We start from the raw sequence: 21,588 nt of genomic DNA, 5'->3' as shown, positions 1-21,588 counted from the left end.
GTGAGTGCCCTGCCTCTCCGCCTCGTGGACCTGCTGCGCGCCTCCCGCGCCCGCCGGGGTCCGCTGCTCTCGGACCCCGCCACCTCCGCCTTCCGCCTGCTGAACGGCGCCGCGGACGGCGTGCCCGACGTGACGGCGGACCTCTTCGGCGACGTCGTCGTGGTCAGCCTCTACCGCGACCTGACGGATGCCGAGGAAGTCACACTGCTCGACGCCGCCGTCGCCGCGTGGACGCCCCGGAGCGTCTACCTGAAGCGCCGTCCCCGTGAGGCTCGCGTGCTCGCCAACGTGGCGAAGGACGCGCTCGCTCCGGAGTCCGCCGCGCGGGGTGAACCCGTGGAGGACTTCGTCTCCAAGGAGAACGGCCTGTCCTTCCACATCCGCCCCGGACAGGGCCTCTCCGTGGGCCTCTACCTGGACATGCGCGACACCCGCGCGTGGCTCCAGGCCCAGGCCTCCGGCCTCACCGTCCTCAACCTCTTCGCGTACACCTGCGCCTTCGGTGTCGCCGCGACCGCCGGGGGCGCGAAGCGCGTGCTCAACATGGACGCCAGCCGCCGCGTGCTCGAATGGGGCGAGGAGAACGCGCGCCTCAACGGACAATCCGTGGAGCGCTACGACTACGTGGCTGGCGATGTCTTCGATTGGCTCGGGCGGCTCGCGAAGAAGGGGGAGTCCTTCGATGTCGTGGTCGCGGACCCTCCGTCGTTCTCCACCACCAAGACGACGCGCTTCTCCGCCGCTCGCGACTACGCCCGGCTGGCGGAAGCCGCCGCGAAGGTGGTCGCTCCCAGGGGCCGCCTGGTCGCCTGCTGCAACTTGGCGGGACTGCCTTCGCGCCGCTTCGAAACCATGGTGCTGGAAGGTGTGACGCGGGCTGGCAGGACGGGGAAGACAGTGGGGTCGCTTGGTCCCTCGGGGCTCGACTTTCCGACACCTCCAGGTGAGGAACCGGCACTCAAGGTGCACGTCGTCCAACTTCGTTAGCGCCTCCGGGCGGGGCGCGGCTACATTGCTTCCATGGCTCCCGCCGCCTCCTCGCCTCCGCGCGATGCGTTCCGCTTCGGCAACTACCGGCTCATCGATCGGATCGCCGTGGGGGGCATGGCGGAGATCTTCCTCGCGCACCAGTTGGATGCCAGCGGCGAAGAGACGCCCATCGTCATCAAGCGCATCCGCCCGCATCTGTCCAAGCACGCGGCCTTCGTGAAGATGTTCCTCAACGAGGCGCGGCTGGCGGCCCAGCTCAATCACCCCAACATCGTGCAGATCCACGACCTGGGGAAGATCGTCGACAGCTACTTCATCGCCATGGAGTACGTGTCCGGCCGGGACATGCGCCGCGTCGTGCCCAAGGCCGAGTCCCTGGGGATTCCCTTCCCCATGGTGTACGCGCTGAAGATCGCCTCCTGCGTCTGCGCGGGCCTGCACTACGCGCACCAGAAGAAGGACCGCTACAGCAACCCGCTCAACATCGTCCACCGCGACGTCACGCCGGAGAACATCGTCGTCGCGTTCGACGGCTCGGTGAAGGTGCTCGACTTCGGCATCGCCAAGGCCGCCAACCAGGTGGAGGAGACGCGCTCCGGGGAAATCAAAGGCAAGCTCAGCTACCTGTCCCCGGAGCAGTGCCTGGGCCGGCCGCTGGACTGCCGCAGCGACATCTTCTCGCTGGGCACCGTCCTCTACGAGTGGCTCACCGGCTTCAAGCTCTTCACCGGCGACTCCGACGTCGCCGTCATGCGCAGCATCACGGAAGCAAAAATCTACGCGCCGTCGTACTTCCGCGAGGACCTGCCGGAGCGAGTGGAGGCCATCCTGATGCGCGCGCTCGCCCGCGACCGCGAGCGCCGCTACCAGACGGCGTTGGAGATGCAGCGCGACCTGGACGCCTTCCTGGAGTCCTACGACTTCACTCCCTCGCCGCTGCACCTGGCCAACTTCGTCAAGCAGCTCTTCGAGGACGAGCGCCCGCAGGAATTGAAGCGCCTGTCCACGCGCCAGTCCTCCGCGCCCACGTCGGAGATGGCGCTGGAGCTGTCGGAGGTGGCGGCGTCCGTGGACGGACCGCCCACGGAGGCCATGCACCTGGACGACCTCCCCGCCACCGAGCCGCGCCTGCTCGCGCTGACGGTGGACCCGGCGGTGTATGAAAAGCTGGAGGCCCAGGCGCGCAAGGCGAACGTCTCCCTGGCGAAGCTCGCGGCGGATGTGCTGGAGGGATGGCTGAAGACGCGCTGATTGCGTGCCTTTGCTTGCCTTGCCCATGCCCCGGCTGAAGTTGACGCTCGAATACGAAGGCACCCGGTACGTGGGCTGGCAGGTGCAGCCCAATGGCCCTTCCATCCAGTCCACGCTCCAGGACGCGCTCCAGAAGCTCCTGGGGGAACGCGTCTTCGTTGCCTCCGCCGGACGCACCGACTCGGGCGTGCACGCGACGGGGCAGGTGGCCAGCTTCGACACGCAGCGCGTGCTTCCGATGAAGGCCTACACCATGGGCCTCAACGGCATCCTCCCGCCGGACATCGCGGTGGTGGCCGCGGAGGAGGTGTCGCCGGAGTTCGACCCGCGCCGCTGGTCTCGCGGCAAGCGCTACCGCTATAGGGTGAGCAACCGGCGCATGCGGTCCCCCCTGTTGCGCACGACGCACTGGGAGGTGTTCGCCCCGTTGGACGTGGAGGCCATGCGCCGCGCGTCCCAGGCCCTGGTGGGCCGGCACGACTTCTCCGCGTTCCGCGCCGCGGACTGCCAGGCGAAGCACGCGGTGCGCGAAATCCGGCAGGTGCGCGTGGAAGGCACGTCCGGCGACACCGTGGCCTTCGTGGTGGAGGGCACCGCCTTTCTCAAGCACATGGTGCGCAACCTGGTGGGCACGCTGGTGGAGGTGGGCAAGGGCCGCCGCCCCGAGGCCTGGGTGGCCGAAGTGCTGGCCTCGCGCGAGCGCAAGCTGGCCGGGGCCACCGCGCCGCCGCAGGGGCTGGTGATGGAGGAGGTCTTCTACGGCGACGGCCCGCCCCCTCGCTCGGCGGGGGACTCGGCCGTCGGGGAAGAGGACGAAGGGTGAGAGTGCGGTAGGCTTTCGGGCCGTGAGCTCCAAACCCAGTGCCCTCGAGCCCCTGCGCGTCCGCGTCCGCCGCTTCCAGTTCATCGTCGGACTGGGGTTCCTGTCGCTGGTGGTGGGGGCCATGCTCAGCGTGTCGCTGGTGCTGCGCCTGCACGCGCGGGTGAGCGCGCTGCCGTCTGACTTCCTGCGCATCCCGGTGGCGGTGGCGCTGGAGGACCTGTGGGTGCTCGCGGTGCTGCCGACGCTCTGCTACGGCGCCGCCCGCATCGTCGCGCTGCGCACGTGGACCACCGCCGTAGGGGCCGCGCTGTCCGGTGGCGTATTCGTGCTCGCGCTCAACTTCGTGCGCGATGGCATGGAGAGCTTCACCACGGGCTGGACTGTCGCGTCGGCGTTGCGGGGGTTGGCCTTCGTGGGAGGCATCCTGCTGAGCGCCCGGGCCATCCGCGCGGGCCGCGCCGCCGCCGAGAAGGGCTCCGCGGAGGCCGAGGCGAAGGCCGTCGCCCGCAAGTCGGAGTACGACGAGTTCCTCAAGGCCGCGGAAGCCGGGGGCGCGCGTCTGGAGCAGCGCGAGGGTGGCGCCGCCGAAGCTCCGTCCGCGTCCGGGAACGCACCTGCCGCGACCGCGCCGACGGGTGAAGCGAGCAGCGCGGGGGAGACCCCCGCGCCCCCGAGCCACGTGCCGAAGACGCCCGCGGCTTGAGGACGAGCGCGGTGCTGGGATGGGCGCCGCGCCTCTAGCGACGTGCCGAAGACGCCCGCGGCTTGAGGCCGCGCGCGGGCCGGGCTCGGAATCGGCCGCACGGGATGGCGGCCAACGACAAAGGCGGCTCCGGCTTCGCGCCGAAGCCGCCTTGGGTTCAACCGCCTACGGGTAGCAGGCGGCCTGGCGCAGGCCGGTGTCCTCGGGGAAGCCGAGGGCCACGTTGAAGTTCTGCACGGCCTGGCCGGCCATGCCCTTCACCAGGTTGTCCAGCGCGGCCATCACCGCCACGGAGCGGCCCTTCGTCGCCACGGAGATGTCGCAGAAGTTGCTGCCCGCCACGGCCGCCACGCGCGGCGTGCCCTCCACGATGCGCACGAACTTCGAGCCCTCGTAGTAGCGGCGGTACTTCTCCGTCAGCGACTGCGTCACCACCGCGCCGCCGTGCTCCGGCCACTCGAACTGAACCGTGGCGAAGATGCCGCGCACCATGGGCGCCGAGTGCGGCACGAAGGCCAGCCGGTGCCGCTGCGCGCCGTGCGCCACCAGCATCACCTCCACTTCCGCCTCGTGCTGGTGCTCCAGCGGCTTGTACGCGCGGAAGTCATGCGCGCGCGTCGGGTGGTGCGTGCCCTCTCCCGGCAGCGAACCGGAGCCGGACGAGCCCGTCACACCCGATACCGCCAGCAGCCCCAGCCCCGGCGTGGCCGCGATGGGCAACAGCGCCAGCTGCACCGCCGTGGCGAAGCAGCCCGGGTTGGCGATGCGCTTCGCCGTCTTCACCTGCTCACGCTTCCACTCCGTGAGGCCGTAGGTGAACGTGCCCAGCAGGTCCGGGGACGGGTGCGGCCGGCCGTAGGCGCCCGCGTACCGGCCCGGGTGGTCCAGGCGGAAGTCGGACGACAGGTCCACCAGCAGCATCCGGTCCGTGAGGCCCGCGTCCGCCCACTGCTTCTCCAGCCCGGCGAACTGCGACGCCAGCTCGCCGTGCCCCAGCGCGCTGAACACCACCGGGCGCTGCGAGTCCGCCAGCCAGCGCCAGTCGGGCTCCGCCTCGAAGCGGCCGTCCACCAGGCCGCGCAGGTGCGGGTGCACCTTGTGGATGGGCGAACCCGCGTGGTGCCGGGACACCACGCGGATGCCGGCGTTGCCGGGGTGGCCCGAGAGCAGCCGCAACAGCTCGCCTCCGCCGAAACCGGAGGCCCCCAGGATGTAGATGTTCGCAGGCGACGTCATGACTTCCTCCCCGCTCCCAGCTTGGGCGCGAGCTTCTCCACGATGAGATTCCCCAGGGCGTTCGGATCCGCGCGCGCGTTGCGAGCGGGCAGCCCCACCACCTGCTCCACGAAGCGCACTCCCACCGCGTTGTCCGTGGCGGGCCCGGCCACCATGTCCATCTCGATGCCGTACACCTCGCGCAGGTGCCGCACGCCGCCGGCCGCGCCCACCGGGTCGTTCGCGCACAGGATGAACGCGCCGCCCAGCGCCTTGAGCTCCGGATCCGCCAGGATGGCCTGCACGCCGTACTCGCCCATGATGCCGTCGCCCGTCTCCGCGACGATGACGTCCACGTCCTGGGCCACCATCTCCGAAAAGACGATCCGCGCCACCTTGGACGCCGTGCGCGCGCCGGTGCACACGACGCCCGCGTCGGTGAAGTCCATCACCACGTCCGCGCCGCTGTCCTGCATGGATAAGGTGTCGCGCATCAGCGACACGCCCGTGAGCTTCGCGCCGCCCACGCGGTAGCCCGCCTGGGACAGCTTCCGCACCACCACGCTGGCCGCGTACGTCTTGCCCGCGTTCATGCAGGTGCCCACCACGTACACCACCGGGCACGTCACCGCCCTCGACGTGCCCTTGAGCGCGCCGGTGGAGATGTGCGCGTGCTGCCCCGCGCGCGACTGGAACTCCGGGAAGGTGAGGACCTGGCCCAGCACCTCCGCCTCGAACGGCGGGCCCACGCCCGGGTTGTGCGACGTGCACTTCCCGATGACGCCGCCCATGTTGAGGATGTTGAGCTTGTCGCCCACCGTGACGGACGAAGGCACGATGCCCTCGTAGCCGTGCAGCGCGTTGCGGTGGCCGAGCGCGCCCACGACGATGTCGCCCGCGTGGAGCGTGACGAGCCGGCCGTTCACGTCCTCCAGCTGGTTGTAGACGCTCTTCTCCCCGTGGATGCGCACCGCGATGACGGCGCCCTCTTCGCACTTCACCTCATCCGTGAGGTGCACCGTGCGCCCCACCTGGAGGTTGCGCGTGACACTGCCCACCTTGTCGACGTGGATCTTCATGTCGTCACTTCGCTTTCTGAGAGAGCATCTGCGCGACGCCGTAGAGCTTGGCGAACCCCGCCGCTTCCGTCCCCGTCCACAACACGTTGGCCTCTCCGTACGTCGCCACCTTCGCGTCCATCAGCGAGTGCGGCGAACGCACGCCTTCCACGACGTGGGCGCGCGGGGTGAGCACCAGCTTCACCTCGCCCGTCACGCGGTCCTGCGAGGAGGCGAGGAACGCCTCCAGGTCCTTCACCACCGGGTCGAAGAAGTGCCCCTCGTGGAGCAGCGACCCGTACAGGTTGCCCACCGTCTCCTTCCAGAAGAGCTGCTTGCCCGACAGCACCAGCTTCTCCAGCTCGCGGTGCGACGCGATGAGCAGGTGCGCCGCCGGGGCCTCGAAGCCCACGCGGCCCTTGATGCCCAGGATGGTGTCGCCCAGGTGCACGCCCCGGCCGATGCCGTACGGCCGGCCCAGCGCGTTGAGCTGCTCCACCACGTCCACCGGGGACAGCGCCTTGCCGTCGAGCGCCACCGGCACGCCCTTGTCGAAGGAGATGATCAGCGGTCGAGGCTTCAGGTCGGTGGGGATTTCACCACCGGGGAAGGCCGCTTCCGGCAGGGTGCTCCACGAGTCCAGCGTCTCGCGGCCACCGACGGACGTGCCCCACATGCCCTCGTTGACGGAGTACGTGCCCGTCTTCGCCGGCATGTGGAAGCCGCGCTCCGCGAGGAAGGAGATCTCCTGCTGACGGGAGAGCGCCAGGTCGCGGATGGGGGTGATGAGCTGCAGCTGCGGCGCGAGCGTGCGGAAGGCCACGTCGAAGCGGACCTGATCATTGCCGGCGCCGGTGCTGCCGTGGGCCACGGCCTGCACGCCCAGCTTCTCCGCCATGCGCACGGCCTCCACGGCCTGGCAGGCGCGCTCGGCGGAGACGCTCAGGGGGTAGAGCTGGCCGCGCAGCACGTTGCCGGCGATGAGGAAGCGCAGGTAGCCCTGGAACAGGGTGTCGCGCGCGTCCACCGTGTGGTGCGCCACCGCGCCCAGCTTCTGGGACAGGGCCTGGATGCGCTCCAGCTGCTCGGGCGGGAAGCCGCCCGTGTCCACGGTGACGGTGGTGACGTCCCAGCCCTGCTCGCGCAGGTACACCGTGCAGAAGGCGGTATCGAGGCCGCCGGAGAACGCCAGCACCACGGACTTCTTGCTCATCTTCGGACTCCTGTTGCTGCGAAAGGGGGTGAGGAAGGTTTCAGGGGGCCCAGACGCGCGAAGCGGCCTGTGCCTGCTGTGCGTGGGTGCGCGTGAGCCAGTCGCGCGCATCCGCCAGTTCCTCGCGCGCGGTGGCGAGGCCCAGATTGCCGGCGCCACCCAGGTGGGTGGCCGTCAGCGCGCCGCGGTCCGGCTGGAAGCTGCCGTCGTTGAGCTGACGGCCCACCTCCCGGTACGCGTCGCGGAAGGGCTGGCCCTTCGCCACGAGCGCGTAGGCGTGGTGCGCGGCATAGAGCGTGTCATCGCACGCCGCGCGCGCCTTCTCCGCGTTCACCTTCAGCGCGGGCACCAGCCGCGCCAGCACGTCCAGCAGCGCCTTCGCGCTGGTGAGGGCCTGGAGGGTGGGGCGCTTCAGCAGCTGGAAGTCACGGTGGTAGCTGGAGGGAAGGCCTCCGGCCACCGCCTCCACCTGATGCGCCAGACCGCGCAGCTCGCGGCAGCGGCCCCGGGCCAGCTCCACCACGTCCGGGTTCTTCTTCTGCGGCATGATGGACGAGCCGGTCGTGAAGGCATCCGGCAGGGCCAGGAAGCCGAACTCGTCCATGCTGTAGAGCTGCACGTCCCAAAGCCACTTCTCCAGAGTGCCCGCCACCGAGCACGCCCAGGTGAGCAGCGCCGCTTCATGCCGCCCCCGACTGTCCTGCGCGTCGATGGGGCTGCGTTGAACTCGACTGAAACCGAGCAACCGCGCGACATATTCACGGTCGATGGGCAGCGGCACACCAAAGCCCGCGGCGGCGCCCAGCGGGCAACGGTCGAGCCGCCCCCACACGCCCTTCAGCGCCTCCAGCTCCTCCAGCAGTCCCTCCGCGAACGCCATGCCCCACAGGCCGAAGGTGGACGGCATCGCGCGGCGCAGGTGCGTGTAGCCGGGCAGGGGCAGGTCCGCGTGCGCTTCCGCGAAGTCCAGGAACGTGCCCGCCAGCTCCGCCGTGCGCGCGCCCAGCGCGAGCAGCTCCTCACGCATGAACAGGCGCAGGGCCAGCAGCACCTGGTCGTTGCGCGAGCGCGCCAGGTGGATGCGCTTGCCCGCCTCGCCGGTGCGCTCCACGAGCGCGGCCTCCAGCGCGGTGTGGCCGTCCTCCTGCTCCGGGCGGATGGTGAATCGGCCCGCGCGCGCCTCGTCGTGGAGCGCGTGCAGGGAGGACACGAGCGACGTGGCGGCCTCCGGGCTGAGCAGGCCCACGTGCGCGAGCATGCGCGCGTGCGCGGCGCTGCCCAGCGCGTCGTGCGGCACCAGCGACAGGTCCACCACGGGGTCATCGCCCACGGTGAAGGCGTGGATGGCCGCGTCCAGCGGCTGGCCCTTGCCCCACAATGTCTCAGCCACGCGACACCTCCCCGGCATAGCCGTGCAGCAGTCGTCGATAGAACGCGAGCCCCGCCTCCAGCTCCGCGCGCGTGAGGTACTCGTTGGCCTGGTGGCTCCGCAGCGTGTCGCCCGGGCCCGCCTTCACCGCCGGGATGTCTCCCAGGAACGCCCAGTCGGACGTGGTGCTGGAGCCCACCGTGTCCTGGCCCGACGCCACCACCGCCGCGCGCACCAGCGGGTGCGACGCGTCCGTGCCCTTCGGCAGGTAGCGCGCGGAGTGCACCACCACTTCACTCTCCAGCGCCTGCCCCACGTCCTCCGCCACCTTCGCGTGGTCCATGCCCGGCGTCGTGCGCAGGTCCACGAAGAACTCGCACCGGTCCGGCACCTGGTTGCGCGCCAGTCCTCCGGACACCTGCGTCACCTGCGCTCGCGCCTCACCCAGCAGCGGGTGCGCGGGGAAGCGCAGCGCGGACACGGCCTGGATGTCCCGGGCCGCCTTGAGGATGGCGTTGTCCAGATTGCCCGTGTGCGCGTGCGCCACGTGACCGCTCTTGCCGTGCGCCACGCAGCGCAAGAGCAGCATGCCCCGCTGCGCCGTGCAGGGCTTGAGCGACGTGGGCTCGCCCACGATGGCGGCGTCCAGCGGCCCCAGCGTGGACAAGAGCGGTCCCAGCCCCTTGCCGCCCGTCTCCTCCTCGGCGGTGAGCGCGAAGACGCACTCCACACCCTTGGGCGCGCCTTCCTCCAGGAGCGCCTTCGCGGTGAGGAGCATGGCGGTGACGCAGCCCTTGGCGTCGTTGGCGCCCAGGCCGTAGAGCGTGTCGTCCTTCCACACGGCCTCGTGCGGCTCCGTGTTCCACCCGGCGCACGGCTTCACCGTGTCCAGGTGTGAGTTGACGAGCAGGCGCTTCGGCCCGCTGCCCACGCTGAACCACACGTTGTGGCCCTGGCGGTGCACGCGGGCACCCCAGGACTCCGCATGGCCCGCGACGAGGTCCGCGATGCGGGCCTCGTCGCCGGAGACGCTGGGCGTGGCGACCAGCGCGGTGAGCAGCTCGGCGGGGTTCAACCCTTGGCCTCGCCGTGCTTCACCGGGTGCTCGCGCACGACCATGGTGCCGCTGCCCTCGTTGGTGAAGACCTCCTCCAACAGCGCATCGGACTGCTTGCCACTCACCAGATGCACGCTGCCCACGCCGCCCACGAGCGCGTGGCGCATGGCGTGCGCCTTGGGACGCATGCCGCCCGTGAGCCGGCCTTCGGCCTCCAGCGACGCCAGGTCCGACAGCGTGGCCAGCGAGATGAGGGACGACGGGTCGGAGACGTCCTTGAGGAGCCCCGGCACCTCCACCATGAAGAACAGCTTCTCCGCATGCAGCGCCGCCGCCAGGGCCGCCGCCACCGTGTCCGCGTTGGTGTTGTAGACAGCGCCGTCCTGGCCGCCCGACAGCGGGGCGATGACCGGCACGTAGTCGGCGGAGCGCAGGTGCTCCACGACGCGCGTGTCCACGGACTCGATGTCGCCCACGAGGCCGTAGTCCACCATGCGGCCTTGCGTCTCGCCGGGCTCCGTCACCAGCACGGGCGGGCGCTTGCGCGCCTTGATGAGGCCCGCGTCCACGCCGGACAGGCCCACCGCGGGCACCCCCGCGGCCTGGAGGTCCGCGAGCAGGTCCGTGTGCAGCTTGCCCGCCAGCACCATCTTCGCCGCGTCCAGCACGGGCGCGGAGGTGATGCGGCGGCCGGCCACCTTCTCGATGGGCAGGTGCAGGGCGTCACAGAGCGCGTCCAGCTCCGGACCGCCGCCGTGCACCACGACGGGGCGGATGGAGAAGGCCCACAGGAGGGCGATCTGCTCGCACGCCGTCTTGCGGGTGCGCGGATCCGTCAGCACGGCCCCGCCCAGCTTCACCACGAAGGTCTTGCTGCGGAACTGCTTCACGTACTTCGCCGCGTTGCGAAGCGCGGCGTACGGGTCGGGAGACAAAGGCACGGTGGACCTCTGGAAATGCAAAAGGGGACGGAAGAAGGGTGGGGCGGCGGGCCGTGTGAATCAGCCGCCGCGCATCCAGGCCAGGAGGGCGCGCTGCACGTGGTAGCGGTTGCCCGCCTCATCCACGACGCGGCTGCTGGCGTGATCCAACACCTCGTCGGCGACCTCCACGTTGCGGCGCACGGGCAGGCAGTGCAGGAACGCCGCGTCCTTCGCGGCCTTCCCCATGTGCCGGCGCGTGGGCATCCAGCCCGAGTACGACGCGAGCAGCGCCGCCACGTCCGTGGGCGTGCTCGCCGTCTGCGCGGTGGGGCCCCAGGACTTCGCGTACACGGCGCGGCTGCCCACCAGCGCCTCGTCCTGGTCGTGCGTGTACGTGATGCTGCCGCCGGTGGCCTTGGCGTACGCCTCCGCCTCCGCGCGCACGGCCGGGTGCAGGTCGAAGCCCGGGGGATGCGCCACGCGCACCTCGCAGCCCGCGGCCGCCGCGGACAGGAGGAAGGAGTTGGGCACGGCCTTGGGCAGCGGCTTGATGTGCGGCGCCCAGGTGAGCGTCACCGGCAGCTTCTTCGTGGTGCCGAACGTCTCGCGCAGGGTGAGCGCGTCCGCCAGACCCTGGCAGGGGTGCTCGCGCGCGGACTCCATGCTCACCACCGGTACGGTGGCCCACTTGCGGAAGGCGTTGATGACGGGGTCGGCCTCGTCCTCCTCGTCACCGCCACCCTGGGAGAAGGTGCGGATGCCGAGCATGTCCACGAAGCGCGACAGGACGGGCGACGCCTCCTTGATGTGCTCCGCGCGGTCCGCGTTCATCACCGCGCCGGGCCGGTCCTCCAGCTTCCACACGCCAGAGCCCACGTCGAGCACGATGGCGTGCCCGCCCGCGCGCAGCATGACCGCCTCGAAGGACGTGCGCGTGCGCAGGGACGGGTTGAAGAACACCATGCCCAGGAGCTTCCCCGGGAAGATGTGGCCCGGATCCTTCAGCTTCCACGCGGCCGCCTGCGAGAGGACCGCCTCGACGCCTTCCGGGCCCAGGTCCTGAATGCGGGTGACATGCTTCATGGGCTTCGTGCTCCCCCGGCCGCGCCGGATGGATGGGGACTGCTGAATATGCACTTGAATTCGTGCATATTCCTTGAGGAGGCGCGGATATTATGCAGAACGGCGCAGCGCGCAAGAACATTCACTGGGATTTTTCATGCGCCTTGCGTGCGTATTCAGCCGCATGCATGGTGAATGTGAATGAACCTGGACGACGCCATCCTTCAGCTCATCTCCCTCCAGGACGTGCCGGATCAGTTCGTCCTGCAGTCGTTGCTCGAAGAGGCGGGGCACACGCCCAGCCAGTCCACGCTGTCGCGGCGGCTGAAGAAGCTGAGCGTGCAGAAGGTGAACGGGCGCTACCAGCGCGCCGAGCCGCCGGTGATGCCCGTGCCGCTCGCGCCGAAGGTGACGATCATCGAGGCGCCGCCCAACATGCTGGTGCTGAAGACGGCGCCCGGCTACGCGCAGATCTTCGGGCTGGCGCTGGACCGCGAGGCGGTGGAGGGCCTGGCGGGCACGGTGGCGGGTGACGACACCATCTTCATCGCGGTGAGGGATCCGTCGTACCTGCGGGACGTGCGCGAGGCGGTGGAGGAGCTCATCCAGCGCGGCCCGTGAACGGGAACCGGCGCACGGACTCCCACGGGCCGCCGAGGTAGCGCCAGAGCAGCAGCGCGGGCGAGTGCGAGTCGAAGGCGGACCAGCCCGCGCCCAGCTCCGCGAGCGCGGCCTTCGCCTCCTCCACGGTGGCCTTGTTCATCAGCGTGACGTGGGGCCGGAAGGGCTGACGGTCCTGCGGCGTGAGCCACTCCACGTAGGCGCGGGAGAGCTCGCGGTGCACGGGCGTGAGGCCGGGGGCTTCCACGTCCACCGCCATGCCGCGTCCCAGGCTCCGCAACTTCGTGAAGCGCAGCGTGGGCGGGGGGCGCTCGGTGACGACCTCGAGCGCTGCCTCCACGGCGTCCTGCTCATGCCCGGGCAGGTGGTGGAAGAGGGACACGTGCGCCGGGATGACGTTGCGCTCGGGTGGGAAGTAGCGGCGGCGCAGGCCGTCCAGGCGCGTGAAGGCTTCTGGCTCCAGCTCAGCGGTGACGAGCAGCGGGGCTTCGGGGAGGGCGGCCATGCGGCGCACACCTTCCGTCCGAAGCCCCAGGGGCACAAGAGGCGCTCAGCCTTGCGACGCGAAGAAGGCCCGCAGCGAGTCGTCGGCCTTCTTGCGGTACTCCGGCAGGCGCGAGCGCTCTGCCTCGGCGAGGGCCTTCTTCACGCCCGACGCGTCGAAGTCGTGGGTGTAGACAGGCGTGCCGGGCTGCTGGCGCCACGAATCGGCGAGGCTTCCCGCGTCGATGCCGTCGAAGCCCAGCTCCTCCACGAGCTTGAGCACCTTCGCGCGGTGCTCGGGCGGATCCCCCGCGATGGGCAGCGCCACCCGGCCGGGCGTGCCCTTCGGCAGGCCCTTCTCCAGGAGGCTCTGGAAGAAGATGTTGTTGAAGGCCTTGATGACGGGGCGGCCGATGAGCGAGGCGACCCACTCGCTCTCCACCTTGCCGTTCTCCAGCTCCGGGATGCTGCCGTCGCGCACGGGGTAGTAGTTGCCCGTGTCGATGATCACGACGTCCTTCGGCACGTTCGCGAACAGGCCCTTCGGCAGGTCAGGGATTGCCTTCTGGGGGATGGTCACGACGACGACTTCGCCGGCCTTCGCCGCCTCTTCGACCGTGACGGCCTTCGCGCCCGTCTCCTTCGCGAGGTCGCGCAGGGTGTCCGGTCCGCGTGAGTTCGCGATGGACACTTCATGGCCCAGCTGCGTCCACCGCCGAGCCAGGGTTCCACCGATGAATCCCGCGCCAATGATTCCGATCTTCATGTCGTCCTCGTCCGGAAAGTGAGTCCCACGACTGCAAGCGCCGGTCGGATGCGCGGCCCGCGTGCGTGATTCGCGGTCCTGTTGGATTGCCACCGGACCCGCGTGCGGACGACCTGATGGGTGGACTTCCTGCTCCGGGTGTTCCGGCGTCAACGCTTGGGGCCTGGGTCCGACGCCTTCCTGCCGGGCGTGTGAGCGGATGGGGGCCTTCCGCCCCGACCCGGGCATTCGCTAACGTTCCGGTCCGGGCTGGTCCTTGGGAGACCCGCCCTGCTGCCATGGCCCACATTCCATCCGAGCTGGTCGCGGCCTTCCGGGGGACCGCCGCGCGAACCCTGTCCTCCGAGGAGGACACGGCGCTTGCGCCCATCCTGATGGGCATCCTCGATCGTTGCGAGGCAGCCTGGCCTGGCGTCAGGCTTGCTCCCAAGGCCTTCGTCGCGCATCTGGGGCTGCACACGCCGCCGAGCGAGCCCCTCGCGCAGGCCCTGTCCGCGCTGCATTGCGAGGACCTGTATCTGGCGCTGGCGTCGGTGGAGGGGCAGCGGGCCGCGCTGGATGGGCTGGAGTCCGCAGTGCTGGTGCCCGCGGGGCGAGCGGTGCGCCGCGTGGAGGACTCGGACGCCTTCGTGGACGAGGTGCTCCAGCTCACTCGCCTGCGGCTCCTGGTGGAGGAGGGCGGCCGAGCTCCGCGCCTCACGGAGTACGCGGGCCGGGGGCCGTTGAGGCGGTGGGCGGAGGCCGTGGCGCTGGGCATCGCGCTGTCGCTCAAGCGCAAGCCGGACCGGAGCACGCCGCTGGATGACGCGCTCATCGCCGCGGACCTGGGCGCGACGGATCCGGAGCTGGAGCACATCCGCCACCGCTACCGTCCCGCCTTCCGCGCCGCCTTCACGGAGGCCCTGGCCGCGCTCGCGCCGCGCGACCGCAACCTGCTGCGCATGGGGTTGGTGCAGGGCCTGGGCGTGGAGTCGCTGGGGGCTCTGCACCAGGTGCATGCGTCCACGGTGTCGCGGTGGATGGCGAAGGCGCGCGACGCGCTCCTGGAGCACACCCGGCAGGGCCTGGCCCGGCGGCTCGCGCTCAACACCTCCCAACTGGACAGCCTGCTGCGCGTGCTCGACGGCAGTCTGGAGATCAGCCTCGCGTCCCTCCTGAAGGAAGGGTGATTCCCTCCATGCCCGAGTCCACCGCCCACCTCGACGAGGTCGAGCTGCTCGACCTCGCGGACGGCATTCCGTCCCAGTCCCTGCGCGAGCGCGCCGAAGGCCACCTGGACGCCTGCGCGTCCTGCCGTGAGGCCCTGGCGGACTTCCTGCGCGTGCGCGCCGTCCCAGCGCCGGACGTGCACGCCGCGCGCACGGCCGTGGCGGTGTCGGAGCCGTTCACCCGCTCCGTCAAGTCGCGCATCCCCCAGGTCGCGCAGGGGACGCTGCTGGGCCGCTACGTGGTGCTGGAGCGGCTGGGTGCGGGAGGCATGGGCGTCGTCCACGCGGCGTATGATCCAAGCCTCGACCGTCGCATCGGACTGAAGCTCCTGCGCGCGCCGACCTCCGCCAGCGGCTCCCAGGGGGGAACAGAGCGGCTCCTGCGCGAGGCCCAGGCCGCCGCGCGCACGCGCCACCCGCACGTCGTCGCCGTGCACGATGTGGGGACGTTCGGGGACGTCGTCTTCATCGCGATGGAGTTGGTGGATGGCGGCACCGTGCGCCAGCACCTGCTGGAGGCCACCCGACCGTGGCGCGACGTGGTGCGGCTGTACATCCAGGCGGGGAGGGGGCTCGCGGCGGCGCACGCGGCGGGCGTCGTGCACCGGGACTTCAAGCCGGACAACGTGCTCGTGGACAAGGAGGGCCGCGCCCGCGTGACGGACTTCGGGCTGGCCCGCCTGGAGTCCTCCGAAGAAGCAGATGCCACAGCGCTGGGACCCGGCAGGAGCACGTCGCCCAGGAGCGCCCCAGGAGATGCCGCGTCGCCTAAGGGTGCCCCGGACGAGGCCTCGTCGCCGATAGCCATTCCGGGCGAGACCATGTCGCCGAAGGGCACCCCGGGTAACGCCGCGTCTCCGATGGTCGGTCCTGGCAACGCCGCGTCTCCGAAGGGCGCCCTTCTGGTCACCAGCGTCGCGGGCACGCCAGGGTACATCGCGCCGGAGGTGCTCACGGGCTCCCCCGCGGACGCGCGGTCGGATCAGTACGCGTTCTGCGTCTCGCTGTACGAAGGGCTGCACGGCCAGAAGCCCTCCTCCACTGAGGCCGGTGGCCTGGCGAACCGGAGCAATGTCCCACGCGCCGTGCACGCGCTCATCGTGCGCGGACTGTCACCGGAGCCCGGGGCCCGCCATCCCTCCATGACGGTCCTGCTCGACGCGCTGGAGCGCGCTGCCTTCCCACGCACCAGCGCGAAGATGGCAGCCGCTGGAGTGGGAGCGGGCCTGCTCGCCATCGCGGCCGCGGTGGTGTTCGCCCGAGGCCCGTCGCCCTGCGCGGATGACCCCACGCGGCTCCAGGGCATCTGGGACGCGGACCGCAAGGCGGCGCTGCTCAAGGCCTTCCAGGCCACGGGCGCGCCGGACGCTGTCGCCGCCTACGAGGCCACCGCCCGGACGCTGGATGCCTATGCCTCCGGTTGGAATGACAGCCGCCGCGACGCGTGCCTGGCCACGCACGAACACGGCACGCAATCCACCGCGGTGCTGGACCTGCGGACCCACTGCCTGGAGCGACGCCGCCGGGAGCTGACCGCGCTCACGGAGGTGCTCTTCTCCGCGGACCGCGTGGGCGTCGCCAGCGCCCCAGAAGCCGCGCAGGCGCTGAGTCCACTTTCACGCTGCGCGGACGTGGAGTCCCTGTCCCAGCCGGTGCCCCCACCGGAGCGGCCGGAGGTCGCCGCTCGCGTGAAGGCCGCCTACGCGAAGCTGGACGACGCGCGGGCCCGCCTGGGCGCGGACCGGTGGCAGGACGCCGTGGACCGCGTCGCCCCCATCGTGAAGGAGGCGGAGACGCTGGGCTACAAGCCGCTGCTGGGTGAGGCCCTGCTCATCGAAGGCGAGGCCCGCGCCTTCCTGCGCGACGAGTCCGCGGAACCCGCGCTGCGCCGCGCGATGCTGGCGTCACTGTCAGGGCGCGACGACCTGCGCGCCGCGGAGGCCGTCGTCTACCAGGTCTTCGTCGACGGCGAGGTGACCCAGCGCCCGGAGCAGGCCAAGGCCCACGCCGACGAGGCCCGGGCGCTCCTGGAGCGGTCCGGCGGCAACCTGGAGCTGGAGTCCCAGCTGCTCGCGTACGAGGGCAACTCGCTGGAGCAGCAGTCGCGCTCGTCGGAGGCGCTGCCCGTACTTCAGCAGGCGCTGGCGCTCCAGGAGCGATTGCACGGCCGCGACTCGCCACGGCTCGCCCGCGCGCTGCTCACGATGGCCTCCACCCAGCGGTCGATGGGGCGCGCGGAGGAGGCGCTTGCCACCATCCAGCGCGCCAGGAAGGTGTTGGAGGCCGCCTACGGCCCGGACCACCCGAAGGTCGCCATCACGATCAACAACATGGGCGGGACCCTGGTGGAGCTGCGGCGCTACGAGGAGGGGTATGAGGCCTTCCTGGAGACCCTGCGCCGCTATGAGCGCATCTACGGCCCCGACCACCAGCCCCAGCGCTACGTCGCCGGCCTGCGGGCGAACCTGAGCGCGGCGGCCTTCCGCATGGGGCGCTACGACGAGGCCGAGCGCCGCATGCTGGAAGCCCGGGTCATCTACAAACAGCTGTTCCCCAAGGGCTCCATCTTCCGGATCCGCTCGGGCACCAACCTGTCCCAGATCCTCATGAACCAGAGCCGGGTGGCGGACGCCCAGGTGCTGCTCCAGGAGATGGAAGTGGAGGTGGCTGCGGCCCGGGCCGATGGCCGCAGCGATCCCATCTTCGCGGCGCCGTCGCGATGCCAGGCGGAAGCCTGGATGCGGCTGGGGCAGTCCGAGCGCGCCGTCGCGGAAGCGAAGCGCAGCGTGGCCATCGTGCGGGAGCTGAAGGGGGAGACCGAGCTGGGAGAATCGCTGCGCGTCCTGTCCGTGACCCTCACCCGGGCGAAGCAGCTCCACGAGGCCCGGGACGTGGCGCGTGAGCTGTTGGCCCTGCACCACAAGCTCGCGGGCGAAGAGACCCGGCCTCCCATGGAGATGGAGGAGATGATGGCCGAGCTGTCCCTGGCGCGCGGTGAGGTGGACGAGGCCCGCAAGTGGGGGGAGCGCTCCCTGGAGGCCTGGAGTCAGACGGCCGCCCCGCCCCTGGAGATGGCCAACATCCGCTTCATCCTGGCCCGCGCGCTGCGCAAGGCCCACCTGGAGCCGGAGCGGGCCCGGGCACTGGCCACCGCCGCCCGCGACGCCGTGCTCCCCACCGCCGAGCCCCGGCTGCTCAAGCTCTCCGAACTGGACGCGTTCCTGCGGGAGCGCTGAGGCGCGCGGGGCTGCTAGGGTGCCGCCCCCTATGCGAATCCTCGTCGGACTGACCTCGTCGGGCTGGACGGAGAAGGCCCGGTGGGCGTTGGACCACCACCGCGTCGCCTACCGCTACCAGGACTATGTCCCCCTCATCCAGGAGCGCTGGCTGCGCAAGCAGGTGGCTCCCGGGGTGAAGCCCTCCGTGCCGTTGCTCGTGGACCCGCCCCAGCCGGCCACGCACGGCTCGTTCGCCATCGCGAAGCACGCGGAAGGAGTGGGGCAGGGCAGACCGCTCTTCCCGGCCGCGCAGGTGGACACCATCACCGCGTGGAACGACACCAGCGAACACGTGCTGGACCTGGCGCGCGCCTACGCCATGCCGCGCATGCTGACGAACTCCCGAGCCCAGGCGGAGATGCTGCCGAAGTTCGTCCCCGGCTGGCTGCGTCCGGTGTTCGCGCCCTCCGCGCGCCTGGGCATGCGCTACGTGGTGAAGAAGCACCAGGTGGCGGACAGCTCGCCGGAGGCCATCGAGGCCGCCGTCGCCCCCTCCTACGACAAGCTGCGCGCCGCGCTGGGGGGCCGGCCCTATCTGCTGGACGCGGGCTTCACCTACGCGGACATCACCACCGCGGCGATGCTCGTGCTGCTGGGGCCGCCCGCGGACCGGCACCTGCCCATGGGGCCGGGCACGCGCGAGGTGTGGACCCACTCGGGGCTCGCCGCGCGCTTCCCGGACCTGCTCGCGTGGCGCGACGCGCTCTACGACAAGCACCGCCGCACCTGAAAACACCACGGGCCGCCTCCCGGTGAGGGAAGGCGGCCCGCCGTGAATCACCGGTGCGTGCAGCCGGCTACTCCGCCTGCTTCACGCCCTTCGAGTTGTCCACCAGCACCTTGCCGAAGGTGAGCCCGTCGGGGCCGGCGTCCGCCTGGATGTGCTCGCCCGGCGCGAACTCGCCGTTCAGCACCTTGATGGCGAGCGGATCCAACAGGTACTTCTGCACCGCGCGCTTCAGCGGCCGGGCGCCGTACGTCGGGTCGTAGCCGCGCTCCGCCAGCAGCTCCCGCGCGCCTTCCGTGAGGTCCAGCGTGAGGCGCTTGGCCTGGAGCAGCTTCTGGAGCTTGCCCAGCTGGATGTCCACGATGCGGTAGATGTCCTTCTTGCGCAGCGGCTCGAAGATGACGATTTCGTCCACGCGGTTGAGGAACTCCGGCCGGAAGTGGCTGCGCAGCGCTTCCATCACCTCGCCGCGCGTCTTCTCGTTGAGCGTGTCCGTGCCCGCCATGCCCTCCTGGATGGCCTGCGAGCCGATGTTGGACGTGAGGATGAGCACCGTGTTGCGGAAGTCCACCGTGCGGCCCTGGCTGTCCGTCACCCGGCCCTCGTCGAGGATCTGCAGCAGGATGTTGAACACGTCGTGGTGTGCCTTCTCGATTTCGTCGAAGAGCACCACCGTGTACGGCCTGCGGCGCACGGCCTCCGTCAGCTGGCCGCCCTCCTCGTAGCCCACGTAGCCCGGGGGCGCGCCCACGAGCCGGGACACGGCGTGCTTCTCCATGTACTCGGACATGTCGATGCGGACCATGGCCGTGTCGTCGTCGAAGAGGAACTCCGCCAGCGCCTTCGCCGTCTCCGTCTTGCCCACGCCCGTGGGGCCCAGGAAGATGAACGAACCGATGGGGCGGTTCGGGTCCTGCAGTCCGCTGCGCGCGCGGCGCACGGCGTTGGACACGGCCTCAATCGGGGTGCGCTGGCCAATCACGCGCTCGGCGAGCCGGTCCTCCATCTTGACCAGCTTCTGCATCTCGCCCTCCATCAGCTTGGAGACCGGGATGCCCGTCCACTTGGCTACCACGGAGGCGATGTCCTCGGAGTCCACCTCCTCCTTGAGGAACTTCTGGTTCTTCTGAAGCTCCGCCAGCTTCTCGTTCTGCGCGGTGACTTCCTTCTCCAGCGAAGGGATGACGCCGAACTTCAGCTCCGCCGCGCGGTTCAAGTCGCCCTGGCGCTCCGCCGCGGCCTGGTCGTTGCGCGCCTTCTCCTGCTTCTCCTTGAGCGAGCGCAGGGCCGCGATGGCCTTCTTCTCCGCGTCCCAGTGGGCCTTGAGCGAGTTGAACTTCTCGTTCAGGTTCGCGAGCTCCTTCTCGATGGTGGCCAGGCGCTCACGCGAGTGCGGATCCGTCTCCTTGCGCAGGCCCTCGCGCTCGATTTCCAGCTGCGTCACCTTGCGGCGGATGTCGTCGATCTCCGTGGGCATGGAGTCGATTTCGATGCGCAGGCGGCTGGAGGCCTCGTCGACCAGGTCGATGGCCTTGTCCGGTAGGAAGCGGTCGGAGATGTACCGGTGGCTGAGCGTGGCCGCCGCGACGAGCGCGGAGTCCTGGATGCGCACGCCGTGGTGCACCTCGTAGCGCTCCTTCAGGCCACGCAGGATGCTGATGGTGTCGTGCACCGTGGGCTCGCCCACGAACACCGGCTGGAAGCGGCGCTCCAGCGCGGCGTCCTTTTCAATGTGCTTGCGGTACTCGTCCAGCGTCGTCGCGCCAATGCAGTGCAGCTCGCCGCGCGCGAGCGCCGGCTTGAGCATGTTGCCCGCGTCCATGGCGCCTTCGGCCTTCCCGGCGCCCACGAGCGTGTGCATCTCGTCGATGAAGAGGATGATTTCGCCCGCCGCGTCCGAGACCTCCTTGAGGACCGCCTTGAGGCGCTCCTCGAACTCGCCGCGGAACTTGGCGCCGGCCACCATGGAGCCCAGGTCCAGGGTGATGAGGCGCTTGTTCTTCAAGCCCTCCGGCACGTCGCCGTCCACGATGCGGCGCGCGAGCCCTTCCGCGATGGCCGTCTTGCCCACGCCCGGCTCACCGATGAGCACCGGGTTGTTCTTGGTGCGGCGGCTGAGCACTTGGATGCAGCGGCGGATCTCCTCGTCGCGGCCGATGACGGGGTCCAGCTTGCCAGCGCGTGCGGCCTCCGTGAGGTCGCGGCCGTACTTCTCCAGCGCCTGGTAGGTGGACTCCGCGTCCGCGCTCGTCACGCGCGAGGAGCCTCGCACTTCCTTCAGGCCCGCCTGCACGCGCTCGCGCGTCACGCCGGAGGACTTCATGGCCTCGCCGACGGCGCCCTTGTCCTGGGCCAGCGCGAGCAGCAGGTGCTCGGACGAGGTGAACTCGTCCTTCAGCGCCTTGGCCTCGTCCTCGGCCTTGTCGAAGGTCTTCATCAGGCGCTGGCTGAGCATGGCGCTCTCGCCGCCCTGGATGCGGGGGAGCTTCTGGAGCGCTTCGCCCAGCCGGCCCGCGAACAGCTTCACGTCCACGCCAATCTTGCGCAGAAGAGGGTCGACGATGCCGTCCTTCTGCCCCAGCAGTGCCGCGGCGAGGTGCTCCGGCTCGTAGTGGGGATTGTCGGCCCGGCGGGCCAGCGACTGACCCTCCTGGATCGCCTCCTGCGCCTTCACCGTGTATTTGTCGAGTCGCATGACCTCAACGTAAGGGCCGGGGACCCCTTGGCAAGGCGACACTGCCCGTATGCCCGGCGATTTCCCTGGAATACTTTGAGCCGCTGGAAGCGGCCGGGTAATCGTGGTGGCGAAGTTGCCAGGGGGTGGGGGGGTCGGTTATAGGC

Annotated in this window: 18 protein-coding genes; 8 read left to right on the top strand and 10 right to left on the bottom strand. The window is 70.5% G+C overall.

What is annotated here, in order from left to right; all coding sequences use genetic code 11:
* Genes D7V77_RS20055 through D7V77_RS20040 form a run of 4 tightly spaced genes read left to right on the top strand, consistent with a single transcriptional unit; the run spans nucleotide 1 to nucleotide 3,767 of the window.
* Nucleotides 1–987, top strand: coding sequence for a class I SAM-dependent rRNA methyltransferase (locus D7V77_RS20055; RefSeq protein ID WP_120577898.1), 987 nt, complete (start codon nucleotides 1–3; stop codon nucleotides 985–987).
* A gap of 33 nt (nucleotides 988–1,020) precedes the next feature.
* On the top strand, nucleotides 1,021–2,241 hold the full coding sequence (locus tag D7V77_RS20050) for a serine/threonine-protein kinase (RefSeq protein ID WP_120577897.1): 1,221 nt from the start codon (nucleotides 1,021–1,023) through the stop codon (nucleotides 2,239–2,241).
* A 25-nt stretch (nucleotides 2,242–2,266) separates the two neighbouring features.
* Nucleotides 2,267–3,064 (top strand): tRNA pseudouridine(38-40) synthase TruA, encoded by a 798-nt coding sequence (gene truA / locus D7V77_RS20045; RefSeq protein ID WP_120577896.1) that lies wholly within the window; start codon nucleotides 2,267–2,269, stop codon nucleotides 3,062–3,064.
* A 22-nt stretch (nucleotides 3,065–3,086) separates the two neighbouring features.
* On the top strand, nucleotides 3,087–3,767 hold the full coding sequence (locus D7V77_RS20040; RefSeq protein WP_120577895.1) for a hypothetical protein: 681 nt from the start codon (nucleotides 3,087–3,089) through the stop codon (nucleotides 3,765–3,767).
* A gap of 165 nt (nucleotides 3,768–3,932) precedes the next feature.
* On the opposite strand, the gene argC is transcribed toward D7V77_RS20040, so the two are convergent.
* Genes argC through D7V77_RS20005 form a run of 7 tightly spaced genes read right to left on the bottom strand, consistent with a single transcriptional unit; the run spans nucleotide 3,933 to nucleotide 11,685 of the window.
* Nucleotides 3,933–5,003, bottom strand: coding sequence for an N-acetyl-gamma-glutamyl-phosphate reductase (gene argC, locus D7V77_RS20035; protein ID WP_120577894.1), 1,071 nt, complete (start codon nucleotides 5,001–5,003; stop codon nucleotides 3,933–3,935).
* Nucleotides 5,000–6,061, bottom strand: coding sequence for a DUF1611 domain-containing protein (locus D7V77_RS20030; protein WP_120577893.1), 1,062 nt, complete (start codon nucleotides 6,059–6,061; stop codon nucleotides 5,000–5,002). Before D7V77_RS20030 ends, argC begins: the two co-directional genes overlap by 4 nt.
* Before the next feature lie 4 nt (nucleotides 6,062–6,065).
* Nucleotides 6,066–7,253: an argininosuccinate synthase gene (gene argG, locus D7V77_RS20025; protein ID WP_120577892.1), complete on the bottom strand. Its 1,188-nt coding sequence runs from the start codon at nucleotides 7,251–7,253 to the stop codon at nucleotides 6,066–6,068.
* A gap of 40 nt (nucleotides 7,254–7,293) precedes the next feature.
* Nucleotides 7,294–8,643, bottom strand: a complete 1,350-nt coding sequence (argH, locus tag D7V77_RS20020) for an argininosuccinate lyase (protein ID WP_169820821.1) — start codon at nucleotides 8,641–8,643, stop codon at nucleotides 7,294–7,296.
* Nucleotides 8,636–9,697 (bottom strand): M20/M25/M40 family metallo-hydrolase, encoded by a 1,062-nt coding sequence (locus tag D7V77_RS20015; protein ID WP_120577890.1) that lies wholly within the window; start codon nucleotides 9,695–9,697, stop codon nucleotides 8,636–8,638. The genes argH and D7V77_RS20015 overlap by 8 nt, the downstream gene beginning before the upstream one ends.
* Nucleotides 9,694–10,620, bottom strand: coding sequence for an acetylglutamate kinase (gene argB / locus D7V77_RS20010; protein WP_120577889.1), 927 nt, complete (start codon nucleotides 10,618–10,620; stop codon nucleotides 9,694–9,696). Before argB ends, D7V77_RS20015 begins: the two co-directional genes overlap by 4 nt.
* Before the next feature lie 60 nt (nucleotides 10,621–10,680).
* Nucleotides 10,681–11,685, bottom strand: a complete 1,005-nt coding sequence (locus D7V77_RS20005) for an N-acetylornithine carbamoyltransferase (protein ID WP_120577888.1) — start codon at nucleotides 11,683–11,685, stop codon at nucleotides 10,681–10,683.
* Nucleotides 11,686–11,865: 180 nt separating this feature from the next.
* Here D7V77_RS20005 and D7V77_RS20000 point away from each other — a divergent pair, with 180 nt between their 5' ends.
* Nucleotides 11,866–12,285, top strand: coding sequence for an arginine repressor (locus D7V77_RS20000; RefSeq protein WP_120577887.1), 420 nt, complete (start codon nucleotides 11,866–11,868; stop codon nucleotides 12,283–12,285).
* Here D7V77_RS20000 and D7V77_RS19995 read toward each other — a convergent pair.
* On the bottom strand, nucleotides 12,266–12,790 hold the full coding sequence (locus D7V77_RS19995) for a 2'-5' RNA ligase family protein (protein WP_120577886.1): 525 nt from the start codon (nucleotides 12,788–12,790) through the stop codon (nucleotides 12,266–12,268). The genes D7V77_RS20000 and D7V77_RS19995 overlap by 20 nt on opposite strands.
* A 45-nt stretch (nucleotides 12,791–12,835) precedes the next feature.
* Nucleotides 12,836–13,534: an NADPH-dependent F420 reductase gene (locus tag D7V77_RS19990; protein ID WP_120577885.1), complete on the bottom strand. Its 699-nt coding sequence runs from the start codon at nucleotides 13,532–13,534 to the stop codon at nucleotides 12,836–12,838.
* 278 nt (nucleotides 13,535–13,812) lie between these two features.
* On the opposite strand from D7V77_RS19990, the gene D7V77_RS19985 reads away from it, so the two are divergent.
* Genes D7V77_RS19985 through D7V77_RS19975 form a run of 3 tightly spaced genes read left to right on the top strand, consistent with a single transcriptional unit; the run spans nucleotide 13,813 to nucleotide 18,750 of the window.
* Nucleotides 13,813–14,703 carry a hypothetical protein gene (locus D7V77_RS19985; RefSeq protein ID WP_158624443.1) on the top strand — a complete coding sequence of 297 codons (891 nt, stop codon included), beginning with the start codon at nucleotides 13,813–13,815 and terminating at the stop codon, nucleotides 14,701–14,703.
* Nucleotides 14,704–14,711: 8 nt separating this feature from the next.
* Nucleotides 14,712–17,978, top strand: a complete 3,267-nt coding sequence (locus tag D7V77_RS19980; RefSeq protein ID WP_147452108.1) for a serine/threonine-protein kinase — start codon at nucleotides 14,712–14,714, stop codon at nucleotides 17,976–17,978.
* A 31-nt stretch (nucleotides 17,979–18,009) separates the two neighbouring features.
* The gene (locus D7V77_RS19975; RefSeq protein WP_120577882.1) at nucleotides 18,010–18,750 is read left to right on the top strand and encodes a glutathione S-transferase C-terminal domain-containing protein; all 741 of its coding nucleotides are present in this window, start codon (nucleotides 18,010–18,012) and stop codon (nucleotides 18,748–18,750) included.
* A gap of 67 nt (nucleotides 18,751–18,817) precedes the next feature.
* Here the strand turns inward: D7V77_RS19975 and clpB are convergent, their stop codons facing one another.
* On the bottom strand, nucleotides 18,818–21,442 hold the full coding sequence (clpB, locus tag D7V77_RS19970; protein ID WP_120577881.1) for an ATP-dependent chaperone ClpB: 2,625 nt from the start codon (nucleotides 21,440–21,442) through the stop codon (nucleotides 18,818–18,820).
* Between the last annotated feature and the right edge of the window lie 146 nt (nucleotides 21,443–21,588).

Source organism: Corallococcus sp. CA041A, from assembly GCF_003612075.1.
In the GTDB taxonomy this organism is placed as follows: Bacteria; Myxococcota; Myxococcia; order Myxococcales; family Myxococcaceae; genus Corallococcus; species Corallococcus exiguus.
The sequence above is the reverse complement of the archived record's forward strand: the minus strand, read 5'-3'. Positions and strand labels throughout refer to the sequence as shown.

What these genes read in the sequence shown, in the direction of transcription:
- D7V77_RS20050 (WP_120577897.1), top strand. Translation starts at nt 1,021, where the DNA reads ATGGCTCCCGCCGCCTCCTCGCCTCCGCGCGATGCGTTCCGCTTCGGC.
- truA (WP_120577896.1), top strand. Translation starts at nt 2,267, where the DNA reads ATGCCCCGGCTGAAGTTGACGCTCGAATACGAAGGCACCCGGTACGTG.
- argC (WP_120577894.1), bottom strand. Translation starts at nt 5,003, where the DNA reads ATGACGTCGCCTGCGAACATCTACATCCTGGGGGCCTCCGGTTTCGGC.
- D7V77_RS20030 (WP_120577893.1), bottom strand. Translation starts at nt 6,061, where the DNA reads ATGAAGATCCACGTCGACAAGGTGGGCAGTGTCACGCGCAACCTCCAG.
- argG (WP_120577892.1), bottom strand. Translation starts at nt 7,253, where the DNA reads ATGAGCAAGAAGTCCGTGGTGCTGGCGTTCTCCGGCGGCCTCGATACC.
- D7V77_RS20005 (WP_120577888.1), bottom strand. Translation starts at nt 11,685, where the DNA reads ATGAAGCATGTCACCCGCATTCAGGACCTGGGCCCGGAAGGCGTCGAG.
- D7V77_RS20000 (WP_120577887.1), top strand. Translation starts at nt 11,866, where the DNA reads ATGAACCTGGACGACGCCATCCTTCAGCTCATCTCCCTCCAGGACGTG.
- D7V77_RS19995 (WP_120577886.1), bottom strand. Translation starts at nt 12,790, where the DNA reads ATGGCCGCCCTCCCCGAAGCCCCGCTGCTCGTCACCGCTGAGCTGGAG.
- D7V77_RS19990 (WP_120577885.1), bottom strand. Translation starts at nt 13,534, where the DNA reads ATGAAGATCGGAATCATTGGCGCGGGATTCATCGGTGGAACCCTGGCT.
- D7V77_RS19985 (WP_158624443.1), top strand. Translation starts at nt 13,813, where the DNA reads ATGGCCCACATTCCATCCGAGCTGGTCGCGGCCTTCCGGGGGACCGCC.
- D7V77_RS19980 (WP_147452108.1), top strand. Translation starts at nt 14,712, where the DNA reads ATGCCCGAGTCCACCGCCCACCTCGACGAGGTCGAGCTGCTCGACCTC.
- D7V77_RS19975 (WP_120577882.1), top strand. Translation starts at nt 18,010, where the DNA reads ATGCGAATCCTCGTCGGACTGACCTCGTCGGGCTGGACGGAGAAGGCC.
- clpB (WP_120577881.1), bottom strand. Translation starts at nt 21,442, where the DNA reads ATGCGACTCGACAAATACACGGTGAAGGCGCAGGAGGCGATCCAGGAG.